This is a genomic window from Vibrio sp. T20 (assembly GCF_007858795.1).
GTDB lineage: Bacteria > Pseudomonadota > Gammaproteobacteria > Enterobacterales > Vibrionaceae > Vibrio > Vibrio satsumensis.
The window spans coordinates 1-24,336 of record NZ_VFEB01000102.1 but is presented as its reverse complement, the minus strand read 5'-3'; the positions used below and the strand labels follow the sequence as shown (position 1 = coordinate 24,336).

Here is a 24,336-nt window from a genome sequence, read left to right as displayed (position 1 = left end):
CTCTACCTTCCATGCTCTTTGGTATTCCACGTGGTATTCCAAGTAATAAATGCTAGTATTTGGAATACCATTTATTTGAGGAGTTGAGCCAATGGGAACCAGAGCAACTAGACTAACAAGTAAAGCTATTACCAACGCAAAGCCTAAAGAGAAGGATTATGTACTTTCTGACGGTGACGGTTTACAGCTACGAGTTAGGACAAATGGTTCTCGGTTATGGAACTTCAACTACCGCCACCCTATTACTAAAAAACGCATCAACATGGGCTTAGGTGCTTTCCCTGAGTTATCTCTCGCTAATGCCCGAAAAAAGACAATAGAAGCAAGGGAACTTGTTGCTGATGGCATTGATCCTAAAGAAGCCAGAGATTCAAAGCTTTCTGAAATGCAAAAAGAACTTGAAAACACATTACTCAATTTAGCTAAAGAGTGGTTTGAAAGAAAAAAAGAAAGTGTCACGCCAAACTATGCCGATGATATCTGGCGTTCTTTAGAGCTACATATATTCCCAGACTTAGGCACCTGCCCTATTTCTAAGATTGATGCTCAAACGGTTATCAAGAAATTAAAACCTCTAGAGGCTAAGGGGAGTCTTGAAACAGTTAAACGCTTATGTCAACGTTTAAACGAGATAATGGTATATGCCGTTAATGTCGGAAAGCTCACCTCTAACCCTATTGATAAGATCTATTCTGGATTTCAAAAACCGAAGAAAAAAAACATGGCAGCTCTGAAGCCCAATGAGCTACCAGAACTGATAAACGCAATCGCGAATGCATCTATTAAAAAAGTGACTCGCTTTCTAATTGAGTGGCAGCTACACACTATGAGTAGACCAGCAGAAGCCGCAGGTGCTAAATGGGAAGAAATTGATTTAGAAAATAAACTCTGGATTGTCCCCGCTGAACGAATGAAAAAAAGAAAAGAGCACAAAGTACCGCTAACTAAGCAAACTATTACCTTGTTAGAAGAACTTAAACCAATTAGCGGTCATCGAGATTTTCTGTTCCCTTCAGATAGAGATCCCAAAAAACCTTGTAATAGTCAGACAGCTAACATGGCTCTAAAAAGAATGGGATTTGAGAATCGACTAGTAAGCCACGGTTTGAGATCCCTAGCTAGTACAACACTCAATGAGCAAGGGTTTGTTCCTGATGATATTGAAGCAGCTCTAGCTCATGTAGACAAAAACCAAGTGAGGAGTGCTTACAACCGTACAGATTACCTTGAGCGTAGACGTCCAATGATGAGCTGGTGGAGTGAACATATAACTGCAGCTTCTGAAGGAAATGTCTCATTGGCTAGCAGGAAAGGACTAAAGCTAGTCAGTTAAGTCTAATATCGGTCTGCGATAATCAAACTAAACGGTTTCAGCCCAACGTAGAACTAGCAGATAGAATTACTTCATTCTCAATCTTGTATTTTTCTTAAGAACTAAGAATGATCGAGGTTAATTTTGAATATAATGGAGAGCTAATGTAAGGTGAGTTCCCAATGTTAGTGCTGACTGCCTTTCCATTTTCCTGCTAACTTCTTATTCATCTTAAAATCAATGACGTTTGACGAAGTTTCAATTGTAGATTTTTCAGCATTGCGCTTTTTTTTGTGCTTAGCTTTGAGTTTGCTGAATGCCATTTTTAGCAATACAACAATTTAGAATCAAAGCCATCGACCACTGTACCTCTTTTACTGCCTCCGAGCCTAGACGTTGCCTTGCTTGAACCAAAACACTTGGCGCAACCAAAGGTTTTTATTTTATCCCGCTGTTTGTTGGTAAACAGGAACAGTGCACCACTCCCAAAAAGTAAGTCGGCGTCACTTTCGATAACCGCAGTAAAACCGTTAATAGATTTTCTAAAATCTGATGATAGCGCCCCGATAAGTTCAACCAGATAGGCGGCTGACGTGCCTTGAGGAATACTCAATTCGACATCATTGACGAGCAGTATCATGTTCGCCGTTGCCATCTTTGCTTGGTACTTCCTTGTCTTTTCGACGACTTCCGCTAGAACAAAGCCTTGAGAGACTTCTGCCTTGTTGAGTTGCTGGCGCTTAGCATAAAACGTTGAAGGGTTGAGTTAATTGAGCTTACAAAATGCGAGTATTTACAATGAACTCGATTCAGATTGCTCGATAAGCGTTTACCATTCTTGATTGGTGTGTCGTTTTCCTATTTCAAATCTCCTCATGGTTGGAGACCTGATCTTATTATTCGTGTTAGGCGGTTAGAAGGCGCAGTTTATGGAGTGTTTACGATGAAGCCGCCAACTCCTTACCTGCATGGTCTATCGTTCAAAAAATGAAGCCCTTTCAGCATACTGGTTGAAAGGGCTTCATTAGCCACTTATTTTAGAGCGAAGTTTCAGCTTCTACCTCTAATTGGTTGAATTGTTCCAACCAATAGCGATGTTACGGTAACTAACCTTCTGAACATCAGTACCACCAGCCACATGACGATGCGTATCAAAGTTCATCGTAAATGTAGTCGCATCCACATTCGCAGGATCAGCAATCTGATGCTCTACATCCTCGTAAGGTAAGCCCCCAAGCACACCTGCATTAACCTGGAAGTAAGTTGAGCCATTCATCTTAAAGTTGATATTACCCAAACCGGTATCATCAAACTGCAACAACTGCTTCATCGACATCCAAGTACCGTTATTCACATACGCGTTACCACTATAATCCAACCACGATAAATCAGAATGCGGCGGGTTAGCGAACTTAGCAGCGAAACGTTTGTACTTATTAGTCGAATAACGATGATCAGAATAAGGACCTACATCATTACCAATCTGAATGCTAGGTAGATAAATATAATCATTATTACCACCACTCGAAATATCCTTCTCGATACTCATATCAAAAGCGACACAAGCACCGCGAAGCACATCACCCTGAGTTGGGAAAGGCACAGCAAAACCAACACCGTTACCGACATCACTAGAACCAGACAAGCCTGCACCGTATGTTACGTCCAACTGATAATCAACACCGTCGAATGATACAGACATATTCGCACGGCCATCATCAAAACCTAAATCGCCCGCACTCAACCCACCAAGCTGCTCAGCGATTGAATCAAGAATAGTTTGCGAATCAGCACCAACAAGGTCTGAAAGGTCTAATGATCTAGACTCTCCAAAAGACTCATCCGAACAATGGTTTGGAGTTTCTGGCTCGCCCACCTCAGTATCATTCCATGCAATCGTCACACCCTTAATCTTAACGATTTGCTCCAACAAATCAGACTCAGAGTCCGAACCATGCTTATAGTGTCGGTACACTTCCATTAGCGCACTTAGGTTATAGTCGTGCTGCACATCAACCTGAACGCGATCAGAAACCTCCCCCACCGAAGAGACTAGAGACTCAGTATTATAAAGCATCTCCATACGACCATTAGGATTCACCATCGAACCCATAAAGTCGTTAACCTTGAGTTTTTGCTGAATCAAATTCCACTTATTAGCCGTCAATCGAAGATCAACACCATCAACCTGCAGTGTCGTATTATAGAAAGCCGCGTCCGTAGCATCACCAAAGCGAGTACTGAACTTGTTGTAACGGTCAGTATTAAACTTGTAAGTAAAACCCTTACCCGCGCCTGTCGCTGAATTAGTAATTAGCGGGTCACCACTAGTAAATCCCGGCAAGAACAAGTAATCAGGAGTTTGAGGTGCACCACCATAACCAAGAGGCGCTGAAAGCTGATAGTAGTAAGCTAGAGTCGCTTCCTGCACCGAACCATTAGGCAGCTCAAGTAAGAAGCTAAATCCATTTAATACTGGATTGTCATTAGTAGGCATTGAGTAAGTAGCAGGCTCAATCACAGTCTCTAGAACATAACTACCATTATCATTAACCACCTCGAGATTCGATTGGTCCCAACCTTGCTCGCCATCCCCCCACTTCGGAGTAACAGTAAACAGCTGGTCACCCGGCATATCATCGGGACGCTGAGAGTTTAACTGATCCTCAATGCCAGTCATTAGCGCATCTCCCGTCAGACCCGCCAAGTCTGACAGTTCAAGACTCACAACATTATCAAACCCACCAAGATCTGGCAGGTCTTCTTCTGGTGGCGGCGGCATAACCAATGACTCATCAGTCCACGCGAAGTACACGTTCTTGATCTGAATCACTTGCTCTTTCAGATCCCCATCAGCATCAGCACTATGCTTATAGTGTCGGTACACTTCAAATAGCGCAGAAAGGTCATACTGATGAACAGGTTCAACCTGAACACGGTTTACCACATCACCCGTTTTAGGAAGAGTTGGCTCAGTACGATACAAGATATCCAGCTCACCATTAGAGTTGGCATTCGAGCCTGCGAAGTCGTTGGTTGCTAACTTCTGTTGAACCAAATTCCAACTATTTGAGGCAACGCGAATGTCTTCACCACCCTGTTGCAGGGTTGTGTTGTAGAACAAGTTATCGGTCGCATCGGTAAATCGGGTACCAATCTTAGAGTAACGGTCAGTAGTGAACTTATACGTAAAACCCGCACCACCCGTAGTCGGCTTATTTGCGACAGTAGGATCGCCACTCGTCAAACCTGGCATATACAGATAATCAGGGCTTTTACTTGGATCACCATAACCAATAGCGGTAGACAGCTTGTAACTGTATGCCAGAGTTGCTTCACGAACCATCCCATCAGGGTATGTCACCGTAAAGCTAAAGCCATTCTCAATCGGGTTACTTGAAGATGGTTGACCTACATTCGTTGCAGGAATAGTCGTCTGCAGCACGTATTGCCCCTGAACCTGAGCAACTTCCAGATTACTATGACTCCACCCCTGCTCCTCACCAGTTACCCCCCACTTTGAAGACACTTCAAAATATTGACCAGGAGGCGTACCACTAGGAAGCGCGTTATTTAGTTGGTCTTCAATACCTTGCAACAAATCAGGACCAGTAACACCACTCAAAACAGCCAGATTAAGCTGTACGATATTTGGATATTCACCCAACTCTGGTTCATCATCGATTGGCGCTGGCAACTCTACAATCTCATCGTTCCACGCAAGCGTCAGACCTTTAATTCGAACTGTCTGCTCTTGCACCGCCTCGATCTCATCAGCACCACTGACATAATGTCGGTACACCTCAACCATTGCCTGAAGGTTGTAACTATGACTCTCATCAACCATCACACGATTAGCAACATCAACACCATTTGGGCGCACCAAACCGGAATTGTAGGTCGTATCAAGTTTACCGTTTTCATTTGCAAAGAAACCAGAAAAGTCATTAACGCCCAAGTCTTGCTGAACAAGATTCCACTCATTAGACTTAACACGAACACCGAGATCACCATCCATCATCTGTTCTTCGTAGAACTGACCATCCGTAGCATCACCGAAACGAGATTTCAAATAGCCATATCTGTCGGTTGTGTACTTATAGGTGAAACCGGTACCCGGTGATGTAGCCTCTTTTGTTACGTTCGGTTTACCACTAGTCAAACCTGGCAAGAAGATATAGTCAGGAGACTTCTCAGCAGTGTCGTAACCAAGATCTTTCGAAAGACTAAATTGATAAGCAAGAGCCGCCTCCTCCACCAAGCCGTTAGGCAGAGTGATTGTGAAGCTAAAGCCGTTTAGATTTGGGTTACCTGAAGACGGCTTACCCTGAACCTGAGCACCCAGCGTAGTTTCGAGTACATAAGTACCGTCAACATCAACCACTCTCAAGTTATAATTATCCCAGTCGTTAGATTCAAAACCCCAAAGCGCATCAACATGGAACTGCCCCGCAGAGTTTTGCGACTCACCAGAGTTTTGTGCAGCAATACCACCATTCAATGAGGCATTGAGCTGATCTTCAATACCATCAACTAACGCCTGCCCTTCCAAACCCACCAGCAATGACAGGTCTATATCCGCGACATTAGCGTAGTCATCCACACTAGGCGGAAACCCGCCATCAGGAATCTCCTCAACAACCGGTGCATCATCCGAATCATTGCCACAACCGGTCAATAACGCAGCAATACTCACTGCCAATAGATACTTGCGATATATCATGTTACGTCCTTACTAATATAAATTTGTAGCTTCGCCCACCAAGATCCGACACATCCACAGAGAATGCGCCATCTCCATCTTGCGTCAAACGATCTTGCTCATCTGCGATGATTTCATAGGAAACATCAAGCTTGAATCTAATCAGATCCTGCTCTCTAGTAGGGTCTGAAACTGAAACCTCCAACGTTTGCGCGTCCACAGCCTGATACATCATAGAGAGAGGCCCATAAGCATGGACAATTCCCGAATCAGACTCACCCCAAAAGTTAAAAGCGGCGACCGACTGCGGCTCATTCACCACCGACTGAACTAGATCACTATTATCAATAACCTGATAGTCGCCATTTAATTCAGAGGCATCGACCTCATGAGATGGAGAGTTCGGATACAGGTGATAAACATAGAAGTCATCCATACCATGACTTAAAGTCGCAGTAGCAAAACACCCAGAAACCTCGGAGTCACTCGTCCCGATTTCGTTATAATTACCTGTAGTGCAACTTCGGGTAACCGAAGAGTCATGCGCAGAAGGCACAACATAAGTGATAGGGTTTTCTTGCTCAGGTACCGTTAATTCCAGACGACTTAAAGCACCATGAAATTCACCACCTTCCAACAATTCTGAGCCATTAACCTTCACCTTGGCCGAACTGTCGAATTTACGATTTTCCATCGTTGTGTAAGCTGCACTATTTGAAATGCCATAACCAACACTAATAACCACATCATCAAACATAAACCATGACTTCTTGGCTGCTAGCGTATTATCAACATTTGAAAAATTGAAACCAACAGCACCAAAGCCATTTAGTTCAACGCCCCCAGCCCAATCAATCAAGTCCTGACGATTACCATCACCGCGCAACTGCCCCTTACACTCACCATAAGCATCCGAGGTAGCCGTAGTACCAGGCAACTTCTTAGAATCCACCAACGCCCAATAGTCAGTAAAGTGGCCAAGCTGATTGTTATAAAGGTAAGAAACACCATCACCAGTATGCCAACCCTTAAGGTTCTCACCCCCCATACACTCATAATTACCTATGCGCGACGAATGATAAGCTACCCCAAAACTCCAATCAGCTCGATGGTGAACAACGCGGTCCATTGAAGGGAATTGAACATGTGCTCTTCGCTCCCCCAACAACTCAATGGAATCATCATTTACGATTTCCAACGCAAGCTGATGATTTCTAAAAAAGCGAGGGTTAGTTAAAAAATCCAAGAACTCATCTTCGTGGATCTGAGTTTTAAGAAAACGCCTAAGCTCACCATTAATTGGCTCTGGCGCAGATTCAACGTAGAACAGCATCGAACTTAAAACTGCATGGCCAACTTTATGGTTTTGACCAGTAAGGCGCGAAACAGCCCGACCACTAACCATATCCATCATGCGACCATCAATAAGAAATGGATAGAACGACTTTTCGAATAGCGGATACAAATCCGTTAAATAGTCCGAATCAACTCCCCACTCAGCCATACTTATAACGCCAGACAGCATCCCCAAACTTTCTAAAAGTCCGTTACCATAAGTGCCATTGTAAGCAATGTCAGTATGCTGAATGAACGAGCCGTCAGCATAAAAGCCGTCACCGACCTCGACAACATCCAACACCACATCCAACGCCGAAGACACATCATCAAAGCCGGCCTTATCATCCGAAAGCATCGCTCTCAGCATTAAGACTTGAGCCGCATGAACTCGGTTAGCACCAGTAGACTCTTCTACAGGGCGAGTAGATCCCTCCCCCTCATTTAAATGAGTAGCGCTTGGCAAAAAGTAAGTCGTAGCTTCATTATAAGAAGCAATTAAATCCGGCTCTAAATCCCCATACAAGAGAACCAACGTATCGTTAACCGAGCGACTAATACCTAACTGCCAAAACCACCAATTACCGTACTCAATAGCACCTTCACGATAAAATCCTGCATTCAGAAGCCTCAAAGACTCATCTATAACAGCAAGCAATTCTGAATCCTGATAAAGATCACCCTGAGGAAGGCTATAGGCACGAGCCATAGTGAAAAGGCGCTGATATGTTTTATACAACTGCTCACCAATCACCTCTCGACCCTCTACCGAGTCGATTTCGAAAGGTATATCACTCCAAAGACCATCATTACTGTTTGGCTGATAACTCTGAGCCCACTTAGCGGCACTAGCGGTCATTGAATCGGTCGTATCTTCCAACACCCTATCAAATGGCAAAGAGGGATCGCCAATATAATAACTAGACCAATAATCACGAAGCTCAGAGAACTCAGAAGAGCCGCCGACAGAAGGCGACTCCTCCGAACCACAACCAGACAACGCCACGCCCAACGCAATAGCAACTAGCGTCTGCTTGAATTTAATCATTTAGAACCACGCTTAAGCTTGAACGTATAACCTGAGCCCGCAAGGTCAGAAAGGTCAACAGAGAACTTATTACCTTGTTCAAGTGACACCAAACCATCAGAGTCTGAAATCAACGTATATTGGCCTTCCAGTTCAAACTTCGTATTCCACCAACTACGAGTTGGATCCGAAACCGAAACCACCACCTCATCACCGACAGTTTTCATCATGATAGACATTGGCGATTTTGAAGTAACCGAACCAGCCTGACCTTTACCCCAAAAGTTTGCAGCGAACAAACCCAATTCTGAGTACTCGACAGCGTGAACGCTCGAGTCCTTTTTAATCACATCAAAAGGTAATTGAGACTTCGCAACCGGAGCTCCAAATGGCGAGATCACATAAGAGTATTCACCCACATCACCACTGTCATGACCAATCGTAGCCTCAACAAAGCAACCTTCGACCTTGCCATTACCAGCACCAATATCCGACCAATCGCCCTCACGACACATCGACTCAACCATCACAGATTGCCCATCTATAGAGGCATAGCTAACAGCAGGGCGATCTTCGCTGTACTTAATCGACAAAGATTCCAACGGCTCATCTATTGACGAACCCATCAATAACGTTTGACCATTAACTTTCACTTCAGAGCCCGCAGCAATCATGCGGTTTTCCATAGTCGTTAACGCAGGGGTACTTGAGCCGTGCTTAACATCAGAACCCAAAGCCACGATGTAATCGTCAAACATAAACCAAGATTTCTTAGCTGACAGCCCACCCGCACTACTATCAAACTCCATCCCGGCCACGCCATGACTATCGATACTAACGCCACCAGTCCACTCCATAGAGCCCTGACGACCATTCTTAGCCGCTGCCACTTGCCCCGAACATTCTTCGCGCTCATCTTGAAGCGCTGTCGTTCCCGGCAACTTGTAAGAATCGATAACTGGCCACGAATTATTGAAGTGATCAGAACCATCATTAAAGAGATAAGTCATACCATCTGCAGTATGCCAACCCTTGCGGTTCTCGTTATTTATACACTCGTAATTACCAACACGGCTTGAGTGCATAGCCAAACCAAAAGACCACCCCTCACGATGATGCACAACTCGGTCCATCTCTGGGAACTGATTGTGCTCAACGCGTGACGACTGCTTCACAATAGACTCATCCGAAGCCACGTCGACAGCAAGCTGATAGCTACTGAACATTGACGTACCTTTAAAAGTCAATTCACCATCATCACCAACGATCTGTGACTTAATAAATGACGCCAATTGAGCCTTATGTTCTTTAGGAGCTCCCGGCAAGTAGAGCAACATAGCCCCTAAAACACCCTGACCCACCTTGAGGTTTTGAGCATTCTTACGAGAAATCGCCCTACCATTAACAAGATCCATCATCTTTCCGTCCACCATCATCGGCGCGAAAGAGGCCAATAGCAGCGGGTAGATTTTCTGTAGATTCGGGTCGGTTGCCTCATAAGGTGTTGTAGCAACAACCCCCAGCAACATTCCCAAGCCTTCAAGCATTACCTGACCGTAAGTACCGGCATAAGGTAAATCCTTGTGCTGAATAAATGAGCCATCACGATAAAAGCCATCACCCTCTTCTACATAAGGGATAATGTCCGACAACGCGTCAATTGCCGCTCGCACTTCTTCTTCGTTCTTATCCAAAATTCCGCGAACCAATACAACTTGAGCATTATCAGTTCGGTTACCACCAGTCGAAGTAAACATCATCGGCGTTGTAGAGTATGGCGCACCATATCCTTCACTTAGATGCGTAGGACGAGGAACAAAATAACGAGTCGCATCAACGTAGTTAGATATAATCTCACTTGGGAGATCGTCATACATAACAACCAACGTGTTATTTACAACTCGTGAGATACCGAGTTGCCAGTCCCACCAGTTACCCCATTCCGCAGTGCCGACATTGTAGAAATGCTCATTCAACAAGGACAACGACTCAACCAACGAGCTATGCAATTGCTGATCGCCCTCCAACTCACCACCACTTAACTTGTAAGCTCGCGCTAAAACGAACAATCGGTTAAAGGTTTCATAAAGAGTCTTACCAAGCACACGACGCCCTTTTGATGACTCATCATCTAAGAGCAAATCTGGCCACAAACCTTGTTCTGTAATGTCGAGAGTCGCTAAAAAACGTTTAGCACTCTCATTTACTTTGACCACTTCGCCATTTAAGTGTGCATCGAACCCTTTCGCCTGATCACCAAGAAAGTAACCCGACCAACGATCGCGCATAACAGTGAACACTTCCTGATTGCTAACAACGCCAACACTAGGAGTCTCCACTGGAGCTACTGGCACTGCCGCTTGCAAACCAGAACAACCCAACAACGCGATCAATGCAGTAATATGATTTAATTTCAAAATATTGTACCCATACTCATAAAACGTTTAGCAATTAGAAAATTCGTTGAATGCCTAACTTCACGAAACTCTTATCTCGATCTGGCAAGTCTTCACCGTAAGTACCATGAAGCTCCTCAATCTGATAATACGCCTCGTATACCACATTCCATTTACCAGAAATGCCGACATTGCCGTACACACCAGCCCTGTGGTAATTGTTATCACGACTCAACCCCCACCTTTCTGGGTCAACATGCGAACGGTCAACAATCTCTCTTCCTAAGCCATAACGAATAAATGGAGTAATCGACGCGCGACCAATCTTCTTTGTATAGGTCAAACGCAACTGCCAAAGTTCCACATCGTAGTTATTCTCAAAGCTGTCATATTCAGTAAAGAGGTGCGGCTTGATAACGTCACCACTATCAAAGCGATATAACCAACCGAACTCAGCCTCATAACCCCAATCGGTATAATCCTTCTCAGACTTATCACTCATACGCTTACCCTTGGCATCACCTATGTAGCCGTGGCCCGAAAGGAAAAGCTGACTATTCGAACTAATGAAGTAATCCGCCTGAGGAAGAAAGCGATACTCAGTCTCAAATCGATCTGACTCATAACCATTATGTCGAAAGCCAATACCAGGCCTAAAACGCCAGTTACCCTTTCGAATCATTTTGGTGTAATACATCTCTACACGATCAGTCTGACCAGTCGACTTACCATCAGGATACATATCCTCATTTTCGTACGTCTTCACAAAAGCCTTGCCCCACACATTCCACTCATTGTTAACTGGAGTGTGGGAAAAACGCACGTAAGGCGCCAAAGCATTCAAGCGCTCATAGTTATATGTCGCCCCCTCATCAGTCTTATCCGAATAACTTTCGTACTCAGCCCCCAATTCAAACCACGTCCTCGCTTGAACCGATGTCGACACTGACGCTATTACCACGTTCAATATCAACAATGACAACTTATTAAGTCTCATTAAATTCCCTTGAATAATGTTGTTTTTGAATTTGCTACCCATTTAAACCCACGGATAATAATAGAGACTTCTATTTTTATTTCCTTTTGCTTCGTCACAATTTTAAAAGCAAATGAAAACACAACAAAACTCAGACAAGGGTTAAAATACTCAAAAGGCGCATCGCTTCTTTAATACGCCCCATAATCATTGATATTTCAGAGCTATCACCGCGAATATGCAGCATAAAAGAAGAAGAAAAGAAAAAAAAAGAACTATAAAGCATCTAAACGCATAAATTTTGTCGTGATGTAATTCACATTTAATGTATTTGTAGGTTGTTTAAAACCCCAAGGAAAATCAAAATGAAAACAAATGAAAATGAAAATCCATATGACAACTCTAGAGGAGACAACAATGCTAACGTCTCTTGAACGCCGATTAGAAATGGTGAATTTAATTGGGTTGAAAAGGAAAATTCACGTTGATGAATTGGTCGAACACTTCAACGTTACAGGCGCAACCATCCGAGCTGACTTAAGACACCTTGCCGAAAATGGTTTTATCAATAGAGCGCACGGATATGCCCTAGAAAAAAATATACTGACCGACATTAATTTTAAAGAAAATAACGCAAACGAACCGTCAACAATAAATAGCAATAGCAATAGCATTCACAGTCGATTAACTGAATTGATACAAGAAGAAATAGAACAAGGCTCAATTATATTTGTAGACGCATCGCCCACCATCCGAGAGGCATTCAAAAACCTCGACGACATCAAAGGCGCAACCATCGTCACAAGAGATTTAAATCTTATACAGAACATGACCCACATCAAAAATGGACAGTTCTTTATTACCGGAGGCCGAGTGGACACAGAAAGCATGAGGATGACCGGTTCCCAAATGATTAACTCATTAAAGACTTTTCGTTTTAACAAAGCTTTTATCACTGCGGACGCATTCAACTTCAAACTTGGCGCGTTCTCAAACTGCGAGTTTGACGCGCAAGCAATCGGACTTCTGACAGAAACATCAGAAGAGCTAGTGATAGTCAATGTGCATTCGATTTTCGAGTCATCCGCAACCCAATGGGCATGCGAACCAAGCAAAATAAACAGATTCTTAATTAAAGACGCAGTAAGCACCGACGTTATCAACAAAGCGCTTACTCATAAAATTGAAATTATTACACCAAATCAAATCTAGGAGATACAAGCATGGCCAACATCGTTTTAGCTCGCATTGATGAACGCTTAATTCACGGACAAATCCGCCTACAATGGGGTAAGCATTCAGAAGCAAACACGATTATTGTCGCTGATGATGAAATTGCCGAACTAGAAGCGCTACAAGCTCCATTCAAAGCTTCTGCAGGTAGCGACTTTGCGGTTCTATTCAGAACCATCGATCAAACAATCGCGAACCTACCAAAGGCTGGCCCTGCTCGAAAAATCCTCCTACTTTGCAAAGATCCTAAAGGCTTTGCTCGAATTACCGAAGGTGGCATCTCACTACCAGAGATTAACATCGGCAATATGCACTTCCACGCAGGTCGTGTAGCAGTAAACAAGTACATCAACGTAAACAAGGAAGATATGCAAGCTTTCGAAACGCTTAAGGCTAACGGGTCTGTATCTACAGCTCAACACATGCCTGAAAGCCAAAAAGAATGCATCTTTGAACTAACAAAAGACTTAGTCATTTAGGAATCTAACTATGTTGTTAACTGAAGCTCTATTAGTCGGCATTTGGGCCGCACTCTGTGGTATTGATAAATTCGATATATTCACCGGTATTCACCGCCCACTAGTCACCGGTACCGTTGTAGGTCTAATACTTGGCGACTTACAAATGGGCCTAATTGCCGGAGCAACATTCGAACTTGCTTGGCTTGGACTGGTATCTAACGCTGGCGTTCAGCCACCAGATACAACTATCGGCGCTATTGTCGGTACCATGTTCGCAGTAAAGCTAAATGTAACTCCTGAAGCTGCAATCGGCATGGCAATACCATTCGCACTTGCGATGCAAACACTGGTTATCTTCCTATTTACATCTTGTGCACCAATGATGGATAAGGCTGACAACTACGCGAACTCACTAAACCTTAAAGGCATCGATCGCCTTATCTACATCGCACTAACCATGCGTGGTAGCCTTTACTTTGTGGTTGGCTTTTGCGCTATCTTCTTCGGCACCTCTGGCGCTGAGTTCATCCAAGATCACCTTCCAGAAGAGCTGATTCGCGGCATGTCAATCGCTGGCGGTATGATGCCTGCTGTTGGTTTTGCAATGCTCCTTCGTACTATGTTCAACAAAACAATTCTGCCTTACTTCTTCTTGGGTTTTGTTTGCTCAATTTACTTCAATGTACCAATTCTTGGTGTTGCGCTTATCTTCACCTCAATCGCGGTTTTAGATTACCTAAAACAACCTGCTCCTGTAGAAACAAAAACAGCTAACGGGTTTGACGATGAGCTATAACGACGACAGCACAATGAACATGAAAGAGGCCAATATGGACATTAACGACACCCAAAAAGACTCGGAACTAAACTCGAACATCACCTCGAACACCGCAGTCTATGAAGACAAGTCAACAAAGAAAGTCATCACCAAGCGCGATCTTTGGAAAATCGGCTTTCGTGGACTTCTTATGGAAGGCAACTTTAACTACTCGCGCATGCAAGCCGGTGGTTTCTGTTACTCAATTAGCCCTGCGCTAGAAAAGATCCACAAGAATCCAGAAGACCTTAAGAAAGCTCTAAAGAACAACCTTAGCTTTTACAACGCCAACCCAAAAATGTTCACTCTACCGCTTGGCCTTGCTATCGCGATGGAAGAGAACAAAGAAAAACCTGCAACCATCGCCTCAGTTAAAGCTGCGACAATGGGTTCAGTGTCAGGCGTGGGCGATGCACTAGACCACTCTGTAATGCTTCCACTGACACTAGCAATTGGTAGCTCAATCGCCCTTCAAGGCAACCCCCTAGGCGTACTGGTATTCTTCGTTCTATACCAAGCTTACCGTATCCCTATGTACTTCTGGCTACTATTCCTAGGCTACAACGCAGGTGTTTCAGCTCTAGAAAAGCTTTCCGACCAAGCCGAGAAACTTGGCCGTGCAGCAAACATTGTTGGTCTAGGTGTTATCGGTTCAATGGTAGCTAAGTTCGTCAAACTTGAAACAGACGTAACACTTAATGCCGGTGCCGCATCCATCGACCTTCAAACTGAAATGTTAGACAAAATCATGCCTAGCCTACTTCCTATGGCTCTGGTTTGGTTAATGTTCTATCTCGTTAAGAAAGGCAAATCCCCAACAGTACTTATCTTCGGGACACTATTTGCCGGCGTAACTGGCCACTTAATCGGCATTCTCTAATAGGACTATAAAATGATTGGTATTCTAGTTTCTGGCCACATCAACTTCGCTTCAGGCATGAAATCTGCCGTAGAAGCCATCGTTGGTGAGCAAGACAATGTTGAGTTTATTGACTTCGTACCTACTATCTCTACAGAAGAGCTAGAAGAAGCAATGATCAGCTCAATCAACCGAATCGACAAAGGCCAAGGTGTTCTTATCCTTACCGATGTCCCAGGCGGCACACCTTGCAACCGCGCTGTATCTATCATGATGAATCGCGAAAATGTAAAGGTTATCGCAGGCACCAACCTGCCAATGATCACCAACGCATGTTTCGAAAGAGATGATACAACCGTGTCCGAACTCGCAGAGACAATCATCGAGATCGGAAGCCAAACAATTGTAAACCCAGAAGAGCAACTGAAAGCCGCTGACACACAAGCTGATACTTTCGAAGACGCCCTGTAGCAATACCAAGGCACTTCCCCACCATTAGACCAAGAGTCATGCGAAGGAAGTGCCTTTTTCATATCTAGGAATTAATAATGAACTATAGCGAAAACATCCAAACTCTAATGAAGAGAGCCTACTGTTGGCAACGTGACAATCGAACTCGCTACGTAACAAGAAGCACAGGCAAAAAACGTTTCCTTAAAGCAACCGACTGGGAACGCGGTGTATTTTGGCTTTCTGTAGCAGACGCTTGGAAAACAACAAACGACACTGTATACCTCGACGGGTTAATGGACTTCTCTCTAAACACTGGCTTTAGAGCTGGTCCACTAAAGCGCTTTGCCGACGATCACGTTTGTATCCAAGCATACCTACCGCTCTACCCAATCGTTGATGTGCCTGAAGCCGTTGAATACGCTAAAATAGCGTTTGACATCATGATTGACGAACCAAAACCGGGTCGTGTCGATTGGTGGTGGTGTGATTCACTATTTATGGCCCCTCCTGCTTTCGCCGGTATTTCTGCCGTAACAGGTGACCGCAAATACCTAGACTACATGGACAATGCGTGGTGGGACTCTGTAGATCACCTATTCGATCCAGAAACAAACCTTTACTACCGTGACAGCCGATACATTCCTAACGAGGAAGGCACCGAATTTCGTGAAGCCAACGGCGAAAAGGTATTCTGGAGTCGCGGGATCGGTTGGGTTTTAGCGGCCGTTCCTCGCATCCTTGAATTCATGCCAGAAGACTACCCAACTCGACACAAATACATCGAGCTATTCCAGTCACTAGCAAAAGAAGTTATCAAGTACCAACAGGATTCAGGATTCTGGGGCGCAAGCTTACTCGACCCTAAAAGCTTCCCAGCGCCTGAGAGTAGTGCGACTTCTCTATTCTGCTACGGTTTAGCATGGGGTGTTCAGGAAGGCCATTTAGACCAAGACACTTACTTACCACTAGTAAACAAAGCTTGGGCCGCGCTTGAAACCTGCATTCATGATGACGGTATGGTTGGTTGGGTTCAACTTCCAGCATTCAACCCTCGCAACGTCGAGTTCGATCACAACATTGACTACGGCGCAGGTACATTCTTACTTGCAGCAAGCGCAATGCTAAAACTCAAAGCAAATATGTAATCCCAACAAACTAATTAGCCACTAATTTTCTAGCGGCTAATTAGTTGTAAACTAAATAGATCCGCTCGTACTTATTGTTTTAACTCTATTAGGGTTAATCAGAACCTTTTTCGCCCTGATCTATAATATAACTTAACCACACTTATTCATTTACGCACATTACTTAAAAGTAACCTGATAATCGAACAATGCTGCCTTTCCAATAAACTTAACTGAGTGAGCATTGATCAAATGTGGTACAGCGATTACCTTTAGAATTTGTAAGATACTACTCATCTGCACAATATGACTTATATCCAATCAGCTTGAAGATGCAGGCTTGAGTACCTGCACATTATAATTAATTCGAGACCTCAAAAAGCCTGCAATCTCTGGAAGAGTTACAATAAATAATTGGTCAATGACTTCTTTGAAGTCACGTTTGCTTTTGAAATAAATGTGATTCCTCGACTTTTTGTTCATCACTTTCCAAAGGCGTTCTACCAGATTGAGATTAGGACTGCCAACGGAAGGTAATGAAGCTCAATATTAAGAACGAATGCTGCATCTCTAACTAAATGACTATGATGGTACCCCGCACCATCTAAGATGATACGAAACTTACAGTTTAATGGATAACGGCCTCTTGATTGGCGAAACAGCGAACAATGCTCTCACTGTTAATGCTCTCGTAATCGTTAACAACGGTAGCCCCTATATCAGATAAATTCAGCGCACCGATAATATTTAATCGACTGCAACTTCCTGTTGTTTCAAGGTGTCTATCTTGCCCTTTACGTCTCCAACCATGTGTTATTTCAGTTGCTTGAGTTGGGTGAACTACATCAACAAATAAAACTGACTCACCATTGCCACAAACAACTTTCAGAGCTTCATAAGTTTCGATAAAAGCGTGTTGTTTTACTTCATCAAACTAATGTGGGACACCTTTCGGCATCTTGTAGCTAAAGCCATTGCGATACAGCCATTTGTTTATGCAATGGCCACTGTATTGAACATCAAAATGTTCCATTACATCGGTCACAATTTAGTGAGTATGATGTTAGGTATGTTCAATAAGAACCATAGTTTGCGTGACAGATAAGTAACTCGATAACCCGTCATTTTCAGGTCTCAGTTTTTCAGATTGTTCATCGTCTTTAAGGTAACGAAGAACGGTCGTTTCATGAATGTACCCGAACCACTTTTATACGATCACGCACTCGATCATCAAGAGTCCTATCATGCTGGTTTTCAAGTTCTTGTTTTTGCTTTTTGCTTTTTGCTTTTTGCTTAGAGTCATCCTCATTATTGAAGAAATCAAGCATCATCAATGATCACGGGGATAACTCAACTTAGATTGGCTCTACGAACAACGTAACCTCTTTTCTAAGGCCATACTTTACTTCAATATCTAATAAGGAATACGAAAAATGAGCCTCAGTGGTGGTTAGATGAGATAACATCAGAAACATAGCTGAGTACAGTAAACAAGTTTATTTAATTTTTAATTCAAGAGAACAAAAATTAAGGCTGGTTCAAACAATTGAACCAGCCTTAATTCATAGTCATTACAAAAACCGCCAATTCAGTAGAGGGCTAATTCAAGTTATCACTAGTTCTATCAGATTTAATCGATCATTCCTGCAACTTCACGAACCAAGGTCGCAAGCTCATCCCATTTATCATTATCAATTAAGTCGTTTGGTACCATCCAAGTGCCACCACAAGCTAATACGCTAGGAATCGCTAGGTAATCGTTCACATTCTTAGGGGTCACACCACCTGTTGGCATGAATTTAACCGGATAGACAGCCGTCAGTGCTTTAAGCATGTTAACGCCACCTGAAGGTTCAGCAGGGAAGAACTTCAATGTGCGTAAGCCCATTTCCATCGCTTGCTCGACCAAACTTGGGTTATTGACACCAGGAACAATGGTGATGTTACGTTGCTGACAGTACTTAACCGTTGTAGGGTTAAAGCCAGGACTAACCACGAAATCAACCCCCGCTTCAATTGACTGGTCCACTTGATCTGTTGTCAGTACGGTTCCAGAGCCAATGAGCATTTCCGGAAAGGCTTCTCGCATTGCTTTGATGGCATCAAATGCTTGCTCAGTGCGAAAAGTCACTTCAGCGCAAGGCAAGCCATTTTCAATCAAGACTTCAGCCAACTTAGCAGCTTTTGATGCATCTTTAATGGCAATAACAGGCACAACTTTGATTTCAGATAATCGTTCATTAAGCGTTTTCATTCTATTTCCCTTAATTTTTCTTTAAACCGTTAGATGGTTGGCATGACTTCTGTAGGAATAATCGCGCCACGATGCTGAATTACTGTCCCTGCGACTAAGTGCCCTGAGCTTGCTGAGTCCGTCATATCACCGCCAAGAATGCGTTTAGCAAGATAACCTGCACTGAATGAATCACCCGCAGCGGTCGTATCTACGATTTTTTCGATCTTATTCGAAGAGACCGACTCAAAAATTTCTTTGGTTACAACGAAGCAATCGTCACCGCCACGCTTCACAACTATCTCTTCAACGCCAAGCGCCTGTGTGCGATCAATGGCTTGCTGCTCGATATTGTCTCCCCAAAGTAAGACTTCGTCGTCAAACGTTAAGAAAGCAATATCAGTAATGGATAGAATATCTTGATAAACTGAACGTGCAACGTCTAAATCATGCCAAAGCGCTGGACGGAAGTTGTTATCAAACGCGATTTTCACCCCTTCGTTACGACATAACTTAAGGAGCTTCATCAGAGGCTCAAGGCAATCTTGTGGCAGGATTGCAAGGCTAATACCGCTTAAATAAATCATTTGATGTTGGCAAAACTGATTCACTAAATCTTCAATCGCATGATCACGAAGCCAATATTTTGCCGCTGAATCATTTCGCCAGTAATGGAAGCTACGTTCACCCTCTTCGGTCGTCTCAATGGCGTACATACCGGGTAATTTTGTTGAAGAAAGGTATACCATCTCAGTGTTGATCTTCTCTTCTTGCCATGCGGTTAGCATCTCTTGGCTGAACGAGTCTTGACCTAGCCCCGTCACATATGACGTGGTCACTCCGTGTGGCTCAGTTAATCTCGACAGATAAACCGCTGTATTTAATGTATCGCCGCCAAAGCTTTGCTTTAACTGGCCCTGATTTTTTGTTAATTCAACCATACATTCGCCGATCACAGCGACACGAGTAATGGGGGTCATAAAAACTCTCCTCTCAATTTATCTATCCATTATCCCATAAAGGATAGACTTAACAAGAAAAAATAAACCTTTGTTTTAATAAATATGAATTAAGCATTTGGTTTAATTACAATACGACCAAGACAAAAAAAGCCAGCCGATAACGGCTAGCTTTCATAACTCAACTTATTTCCCGATAAATGAGTACGGTAGTGATTAGTCCAATAAAGACTTCACGTACTCAGCAATCTCAGAAACTTGGCAGTTTGCGAAGAAAAACTCTTGGAATTGAGCACCACCGATAGCGGCTTTCACTAGGTCTTGATCTAGAGAGCGAAGGCCTTCAACCACGTCTTTTGAAACGGCTGCTTTTACATCGCTTAAGATCGCTGCGTTCGCTTGTTGTGGAGCAGCACGCTCGATTGGGTAACCTTCACCGCGGTTGCCAGTGAATGCTTTTTCAAAGATGTAGCGAATGTTTAGCTCACCAGCCCAACCAAAGCCTTTAGCGAATGCTAGAGAAATTGCGTTACCATTATTGATTTGGTTGAATAGGAAAGCATCAGATGGCTCAAGGGCATAACCACAAACAACACCTGGGTGCAGGTTGCTTGCCATCATTGCGCCTTGACCTGTACCACAACCCGTTACAACGAAATCCGCCGCTTTAGAGTTAAGAACAAGGCTAGCTAGAATGCCTAGGTGAACGTAAGTTAGGTGGTGATCGTTTTCATCCGTCATACCTACGTTGAATACATCGTGACCAAGGCCACCAGCTACATTGTTTAGTTCACCTGCAACCATAGCGTTTTTAGGTGCTTGGCTGTTTTCCATCATTAGAGCGATTTTCATGGGTTTCTCCTGCAGTTCACACTGCGATAAATTAAATTTTGTAAATTAAACGAAGGCTTTGCGCATTGGAGTAAAGTTATCAAACAATACTCCCGCTTCTAGGCATACACAGCCGTGTTCAATGCTCGGCTCTTTGTACATAGTATCGCCCGCTTTTACGATTTTGGTTTCATCACCAATTGTAAATTCGAACTCACCACAAGGAACGTAGGTTAGGCTGCTCATGAGGGTAGTTATGCATTGCACCACCTACAGCACCTTTTTCAAAGTGAACTTCTTCATCATATTGTCGTTGTGAGCTAGAACTTTGCGAGAAATACCATCGCTAAGTTCTTCTAATTGAACATCATTGTTGTATACAAGCATGAGTCACCTAATTGTTTATTATTTGCTTGTCGTAAGTGTTTGCTGCTGTTCTTTAAGTAGGCGAAATATTGTCATTACATTCACGCTGATAACGGTTACTTCAAGTAACGTACCACCTATCGAACCGACTAAAATATTGTTAATTAGCCAACACGTTGCGCCAATTAAAAAACCGATTCTCATCTGAATACCTTTCAGTACAAAGACAGAATAAGTCCCAATTATCGTCGCTAATATTGGCCAGAGTTCCCAAATGGAGTTGGACAACCAAACACCACTGACCAAGCTTATGAAAATAAACCCTACAGTAACCGTTTTTGATGACACATATATCGCGGTTGCTGTCCTCAGTGCCGAAAGCAGAGCACTCAACACCGAGACAATAGAACCTAATAATAAGAAATGAATGACATGATTGAGATTAAAAATAAGCATAGCTATTTTTAACTTTTTATCATCTTTCTGATAGAAAGTTGAAACACCCAAAATGAAACTTATATAACCCAAAACTTGAGCCAAGCTAAGATATTCTGCCATCTCGCTTCACTTCCTATAAATGGAGCTTTATTAGCGAGCTAACCAACCGCCGTCAACAGCAACTGTGTAGCCATTTATGTAGTCTGACGCGCTTGATGCTAGAAAAACACAAGGGCCCGCAACATCTACTGCTGCGCCCCAACGGTTTGCAGGAATACGCTCTAGAATTGCTTGGTTTCTATCAGCATCTTCACGTAGAGCCTGAGTATTGTTTGTTGCCATGTAGCCTGGTGCAATTGCATTAACATTGATGTTGTGGCGAGCCCACTCATTTGCCATTGCACGTGTGATACCCATTACAGCACTTTTCGAAGCGGTGTAAGAAGGAACACGAATACCACCCTGGTATGACAGCATAGATGCGATATTAACGATCTTACCGCCCTTACCTTGTGCTATAAATTGCTTAGCAACAGCTTGAGACATGAAGAAAACTGTTTTTGAGTTGATGTTCATTACATCGTCCCAGTTCTGCTCTGAAAACTCTACAGCATCTTCACGACGAATGATTCCAGCATTGTTTACTAGAATATCCACTTGACCAAACTCTGTCAGAGTTTGGTCGATAATTGTTGGGATATCTTCTTGTTTCAATAGATTTGCGCGAACATCTAAAAAGGTATGTTCAGCTTGATTCATTTTTTCAATTGTTTCTGTAGGCTCAACGTAGTTAACGCCCACCACCTTACAGCCAGCTTCCGCCAGACCAAGTGCCATTCCCTGACCAAGACCAGTGTCACAACCAGTAACAATGGCGACTTTACCTTTAAGATTGAATGAATCAAGTATCATAATTATTTCCTCAAACGTGTCTGATTTAGTGGCCCTATTCAAAAGGAGACTCACCGTTGATGCCGATAAGATAACACCAAATTGCAACTTGTTGCTATTTTTTTTGAAATAACGTTTTAAAAAAATAGATTTGAATCATATTTTAATAAACCGTAATCCCATCTGGTTTTAAATTTTTAAAAAGCGATTTTAAAATTACTGGTGGATATCAATTCACGGGGTATAATGGCCAAAAGAAAATTAACTAAGGTAGAAGAATGGAAAAGTCGACTCAGCCAGAGGCAGTCTCTTCGGTATTAAAGGTATTCAGCATTCTTGATGCTCTCGGTGAGCAAAAAGAAATTGGCGTCTCAGAACTATCACAACGTTTAATGATGTCAAAGGCGACGACCTATCGCTTTCTTCAAACAATGAAAACGCTCGGCTATGTCTCCCAAGATGGCGAAGCAGATAAGTACTCTCTAACGCTAAAGCTGTTTGAGTTGGGCTCAAAGTCTTTAGAGTATGTTGATTTGATTGCGTTGGCAGACAAAGAGATGAGAGCCATCTCTGAAGAGACCAACGAGGCATTGCACCTTGGGGCATTAGATGAAAACTCCATCATTTACATCCATAAGATTGACTCTGGCTATAATTTAAGAATGCAATCTCGAATTGGCCGTCGCAATCCTCTTTATAGTACTGCTATTGGTAAGGTTCTATTAGCCGATCGTGAAGAAAACGTAGTTCGTCAAACGCTTTCTGATGTCGAGTTTGTAAAACACACAGACAAAACATTAGAGAATACCGAACAGCTACTGTCTGAACTGAAAGTCGTTCAAGAGCAGCATTATGCTGAAGATAACGAAGAGCAAGAGCCGGGATTACGCTGTATTGCAGCGCCTATCTACGACCGTTTTGGAACTGTGATTGCTGGTGTTTCAATCTCATTTCCAACAATTCGTTTCGACGAAAAACGCATGTCGTACTATGTTGGCTTACTGCATAAAGCGGGCGAGAACATTTCAGAAAAGCTAGGGTATAAACACTACCACAGCAACTAATTTGATGTAGTCGCGATAGAGCAGCTGGTTCAGCTGCTTTGGAGCAACGGACATTTTATGCTTACTGTCCGTTGTAAACTTGAACTTGCGCGCTGCTTTCGCTACTAAATCCTGATATTTCATACTAACGGCAATGCTCTTAACATTATGGTTACCACCGCTCTTAGCCAGTTCTTTCTGAATACGTCTGATCCATCTCGTTCTTTGCTAACGTCAAAGGTTTCTTTTACTTTGGTATCAAGCTTGTGACGATTCTCAACCCAGTAATAAAACCTACTTCGAGAAACTCTGAACACCATAGTCATACGGGTAACACTGAAGTTCAGCATAAATTCATAGTAATTTACTTTAGATTTTTCGCTAAATAGGTGAAGGCTTTTTTGCTATTTCTAGCTCCTCTGCTTTCTCTGCCAACTGGCTTTTAGCCAACCGTAGATCTGAGGCTCATGTAATGAGAGCTGTCTTGCGGCTATAACAACTCCCACTTTTTCTGCTAACTTCCGGGGCTCTTATTTAAATTCAGGAGAATGGATAGTACGTTTCTTCTTGCTTGTCATGGTTCAATCCAATCATCAATATCCCCTTCAACCCAAGCGACAGCTCTATCTCCTAAATTGATTGATAACAGAAAATTATTGTCATTCATTTTTCTATAAATCGCCGAGTGGCTTAATGCGGTTTTCTCAATCACTTCTTTTAACTTTAAAAATCTCATGGGACGTTCTCCTATGCCTGTGGTCCTCATGGAATAAGGAGATAGTGTAAAAAAAATGAGGCTGGTTAGGCTGACTCTGATTCAAACCTTTTTGAGGTATATGTCATTAAAGTGAATGACCTTAAGCCTGATTAAAGGAGAACC

19 protein-coding genes and 4 pseudogenes are annotated in these 24,336 nt (G+C 43.1%); 8 read left to right on the top strand and 15 right to left on the bottom strand.

Annotated features, from left to right (window positions below):
- The first annotated feature begins 91 nt into the window (after window positions 1–91).
- Window positions 92–1,333, top strand: a complete 1,242-nt coding sequence (locus FTW16_RS12915; RefSeq protein WP_146491358.1) for an integrase domain-containing protein — start codon at window positions 92–94, stop codon at window positions 1,331–1,333.
- Between the two features lie 304 nt (window positions 1,334–1,637).
- Here FTW16_RS12915 and FTW16_RS24765 read toward each other — a convergent pair whose 3' ends face one another.
- The 6 genes and pseudogenes from FTW16_RS24765 to FTW16_RS12890 form a co-directional block, all read right to left on the bottom strand.
- Window positions 1,638–1,826 carry a hypothetical protein gene (locus tag FTW16_RS24765; protein WP_261383449.1) on the bottom strand — a complete coding sequence of 63 codons (189 nt, stop codon included), beginning with the start codon at window positions 1,824–1,826 and terminating at the stop codon, window positions 1,638–1,640.
- 39 nt (window positions 1,827–1,865) lie between these two features.
- Window positions 1,866–2,135, bottom strand: a pseudogene (locus tag FTW16_RS12910) (IS66 family insertion sequence element accessory protein TnpB); the annotation flags it as partial.
- A 240-nt stretch (window positions 2,136–2,375) separates the two neighbouring features.
- The gene (locus FTW16_RS12905) at window positions 2,376–6,035 is read right to left on the bottom strand and encodes a hypothetical protein (protein WP_146491357.1); all 3,660 of its coding nucleotides are present in this window, start codon (window positions 6,033–6,035) and stop codon (window positions 2,376–2,378) included.
- 1 nt (window position 6,036) lies between these two features.
- Window positions 6,037–8,397, bottom strand: coding sequence for a polysaccharide lyase 8 family protein (locus FTW16_RS12900; RefSeq protein ID WP_146491356.1), 2,361 nt, complete (start codon window positions 8,395–8,397; stop codon window positions 6,037–6,039).
- Window positions 8,394–10,793 (bottom strand): polysaccharide lyase 8 family protein, encoded by a 2,400-nt coding sequence (locus tag FTW16_RS12895; protein WP_146491355.1) that lies wholly within the window; start codon window positions 10,791–10,793, stop codon window positions 8,394–8,396. Before FTW16_RS12895 ends, FTW16_RS12900 begins: the two co-directional genes overlap by 4 nt.
- Window positions 10,794–10,827: 34 nt before the next feature.
- Complete coding sequence (locus tag FTW16_RS12890; RefSeq protein WP_186728062.1) at window positions 10,828–11,769, bottom strand: hypothetical protein; 942 nt, start codon at window positions 11,767–11,769, stop codon at window positions 10,828–10,830.
- Window positions 11,770–12,123: 354 nt separating this feature from the next.
- Between FTW16_RS12890 and FTW16_RS12885 the strand changes: the two genes are divergently transcribed.
- The 6 genes from FTW16_RS12885 (at window position 12,124) to FTW16_RS12860 (ending at window position 16,716) form a co-directional block, all read left to right on the top strand.
- Complete coding sequence (locus tag FTW16_RS12885; protein WP_146491354.1) at window positions 12,124–12,960, top strand: DeoR family transcriptional regulator; 837 nt, start codon at window positions 12,124–12,126, stop codon at window positions 12,958–12,960.
- 11 nt (window positions 12,961–12,971) lie between these two features.
- Window positions 12,972–13,460 carry a PTS system mannose/fructose/N-acetylgalactosamine-transporter subunit IIB gene (locus tag FTW16_RS12880; protein WP_146491353.1) on the top strand — a complete coding sequence of 163 codons (489 nt, stop codon included), beginning with the start codon at window positions 12,972–12,974 and terminating at the stop codon, window positions 13,458–13,460.
- Window positions 13,461–13,470: 10 nt separating this feature from the next.
- Window positions 13,471–14,238, top strand: a complete 768-nt coding sequence (agaW, locus tag FTW16_RS12875) for a PTS N-acetylgalactosamine transporter subunit IIC (RefSeq protein WP_261383447.1) — start codon at window positions 13,471–13,473, stop codon at window positions 14,236–14,238.
- Entirely contained in the window at window positions 14,228–15,139 is a 912-nt protein-coding gene (locus tag FTW16_RS12870; RefSeq protein WP_261383446.1) for a PTS system mannose/fructose/sorbose family transporter subunit IID, read from the top strand. Before agaW ends, FTW16_RS12870 begins: the two co-directional genes overlap by 11 nt.
- A gap of 12 nt (window positions 15,140–15,151) precedes the next feature.
- Window positions 15,152–15,589 (top strand): PTS galactosamine/N-acetylgalactosamine transporter subunit IIA, encoded by a 438-nt coding sequence (gene agaF / locus FTW16_RS12865; protein ID WP_146491352.1) that lies wholly within the window; start codon window positions 15,152–15,154, stop codon window positions 15,587–15,589.
- Between the two features lie 77 nt (window positions 15,590–15,666).
- On the top strand, window positions 15,667–16,716 hold the full coding sequence (locus tag FTW16_RS12860) for a glycoside hydrolase family 105 protein (protein WP_146491351.1): 1,050 nt from the start codon (window positions 15,667–15,669) through the stop codon (window positions 16,714–16,716).
- A gap of 300 nt (window positions 16,717–17,016) precedes the next feature.
- Here the strand turns inward: FTW16_RS12860 and FTW16_RS12855 are convergent.
- The 7 genes and pseudogenes from FTW16_RS12855 to kduD all read right to left on the bottom strand — a co-directional run bounded on the left by FTW16_RS12855 (window position 17,017) and on the right by kduD (window position 22,434).
- Window positions 17,017–18,023, bottom strand: a pseudogene (locus FTW16_RS12855) (IS630 family transposase).
- 302 nt (window positions 18,024–18,325) lie between these two features.
- Window positions 18,326–18,949: a bifunctional 4-hydroxy-2-oxoglutarate aldolase/2-dehydro-3-deoxy-phosphogluconate aldolase gene (locus FTW16_RS12850; protein ID WP_146491350.1), complete on the bottom strand. Its 624-nt coding sequence runs from the start codon at window positions 18,947–18,949 to the stop codon at window positions 18,326–18,328.
- A gap of 29 nt (window positions 18,950–18,978) precedes the next feature.
- Entirely contained in the window at window positions 18,979–19,908 is a 930-nt protein-coding gene (locus FTW16_RS12845; protein WP_146491349.1) for a sugar kinase, read from the bottom strand.
- Between the two features lie 195 nt (window positions 19,909–20,103).
- The gene (locus tag FTW16_RS12840) at window positions 20,104–20,739 is read right to left on the bottom strand and encodes an RpiB/LacA/LacB family sugar-phosphate isomerase (RefSeq protein WP_146491348.1); all 636 of its coding nucleotides are present in this window, start codon (window positions 20,737–20,739) and stop codon (window positions 20,104–20,106) included.
- Between the two features lie 45 nt (window positions 20,740–20,784).
- A pseudogene (locus FTW16_RS12835) lies at window positions 20,785–21,105 on the bottom strand (cupin domain-containing protein).
- A gap of 18 nt (window positions 21,106–21,123) precedes the next feature.
- Window positions 21,124–21,642 (bottom strand): YgjV family protein, encoded by a 519-nt coding sequence (locus tag FTW16_RS12830; protein WP_146491347.1) that lies wholly within the window; start codon window positions 21,640–21,642, stop codon window positions 21,124–21,126.
- A gap of 30 nt (window positions 21,643–21,672) precedes the next feature.
- Entirely contained in the window at window positions 21,673–22,434 is a 762-nt protein-coding gene (gene kduD / locus FTW16_RS12825; RefSeq protein ID WP_146491346.1) for a 2-dehydro-3-deoxy-D-gluconate 5-dehydrogenase KduD, read from the bottom strand.
- Window positions 22,435–22,691: 257 nt separating this feature from the next.
- Here kduD and kdgR point away from each other — a divergent pair, with 257 nt between their 5' ends.
- Window positions 22,692–23,477, top strand: coding sequence for a DNA-binding transcriptional regulator KdgR (gene kdgR, locus FTW16_RS12820; protein WP_146491345.1), 786 nt, complete (start codon window positions 22,692–22,694; stop codon window positions 23,475–23,477).
- A 24-nt stretch (window positions 23,478–23,501) separates the two neighbouring features.
- On the opposite strand, the pseudogene FTW16_RS12815 reads toward kdgR, so the two are convergent.
- Window positions 23,502–24,034, bottom strand: a pseudogene (locus FTW16_RS12815) (IS3 family transposase); the annotation flags it as partial.
- Entirely contained in the window at window positions 24,031–24,222 is a 192-nt protein-coding gene (locus FTW16_RS12810) for an AlpA family transcriptional regulator (protein WP_186728061.1), read from the bottom strand. The gene FTW16_RS12810 and the pseudogene FTW16_RS12815, both read right to left, overlap by 4 nt.
- Window positions 24,223–24,336: the final 114 nt, after the last annotated feature.

Excerpts from the sequence above, each read along its gene's own strand:
- FTW16_RS12915 (WP_146491358.1), top strand. The coding sequence starts at position 92 with ATGGGAACCAGAGCAACTAGACTAACAAGTAAAGCTATTACCAACGCA.
- FTW16_RS12905 (WP_146491357.1), bottom strand. The coding sequence starts at position 6,035 with ATGATATATCGCAAGTATCTATTGGCAGTGAGTATTGCTGCGTTATTG.
- FTW16_RS12900 (WP_146491356.1), bottom strand. The coding sequence starts at position 8,397 with ATGATTAAATTCAAGCAGACGCTAGTTGCTATTGCGTTGGGCGTGGCG.
- FTW16_RS12890 (WP_186728062.1), bottom strand. The coding sequence starts at position 11,769 with ATGAGACTTAATAAGTTGTCATTGTTGATATTGAACGTGGTAATAGCG.
- FTW16_RS12885 (WP_146491354.1), top strand. The coding sequence starts at position 12,124 with ATGAAAATGAAAATCCATATGACAACTCTAGAGGAGACAACAATGCTA.
- FTW16_RS12880 (WP_146491353.1), top strand. The coding sequence starts at position 12,972 with ATGGCCAACATCGTTTTAGCTCGCATTGATGAACGCTTAATTCACGGA.
- agaW (WP_261383447.1), top strand. The coding sequence starts at position 13,471 with ATGTTGTTAACTGAAGCTCTATTAGTCGGCATTTGGGCCGCACTCTGT.
- FTW16_RS12870 (WP_261383446.1), top strand. The coding sequence starts at position 14,228 with ATGAGCTATAACGACGACAGCACAATGAACATGAAAGAGGCCAATATG.
- agaF (WP_146491352.1), top strand. The coding sequence starts at position 15,152 with ATGATTGGTATTCTAGTTTCTGGCCACATCAACTTCGCTTCAGGCATG.
- FTW16_RS12860 (WP_146491351.1), top strand. The coding sequence starts at position 15,667 with ATGAACTATAGCGAAAACATCCAAACTCTAATGAAGAGAGCCTACTGT.
- FTW16_RS12850 (WP_146491350.1), bottom strand. The coding sequence starts at position 18,949 with ATGAAAACGCTTAATGAACGATTATCTGAAATCAAAGTTGTGCCTGTT.
- FTW16_RS12845 (WP_146491349.1), bottom strand. The coding sequence starts at position 19,908 with ATGACCCCCATTACTCGTGTCGCTGTGATCGGCGAATGTATGGTTGAA.
- FTW16_RS12840 (WP_146491348.1), bottom strand. The coding sequence starts at position 20,739 with ATGAAAATCGCTCTAATGATGGAAAACAGCCAAGCACCTAAAAACGCT.
- FTW16_RS12830 (WP_146491347.1), bottom strand. The coding sequence starts at position 21,642 with ATGGCAGAATATCTTAGCTTGGCTCAAGTTTTGGGTTATATAAGTTTC.
- kduD (WP_146491346.1), bottom strand. The coding sequence starts at position 22,434 with ATGATACTTGATTCATTCAATCTTAAAGGTAAAGTCGCCATTGTTACT.
- kdgR (WP_146491345.1), top strand. The coding sequence starts at position 22,692 with ATGGAAAAGTCGACTCAGCCAGAGGCAGTCTCTTCGGTATTAAAGGTA.
- FTW16_RS12810 (WP_186728061.1), bottom strand. The coding sequence starts at position 24,222 with ATGAGGACCACAGGCATAGGAGAACGTCCCATGAGATTTTTAAAGTTA.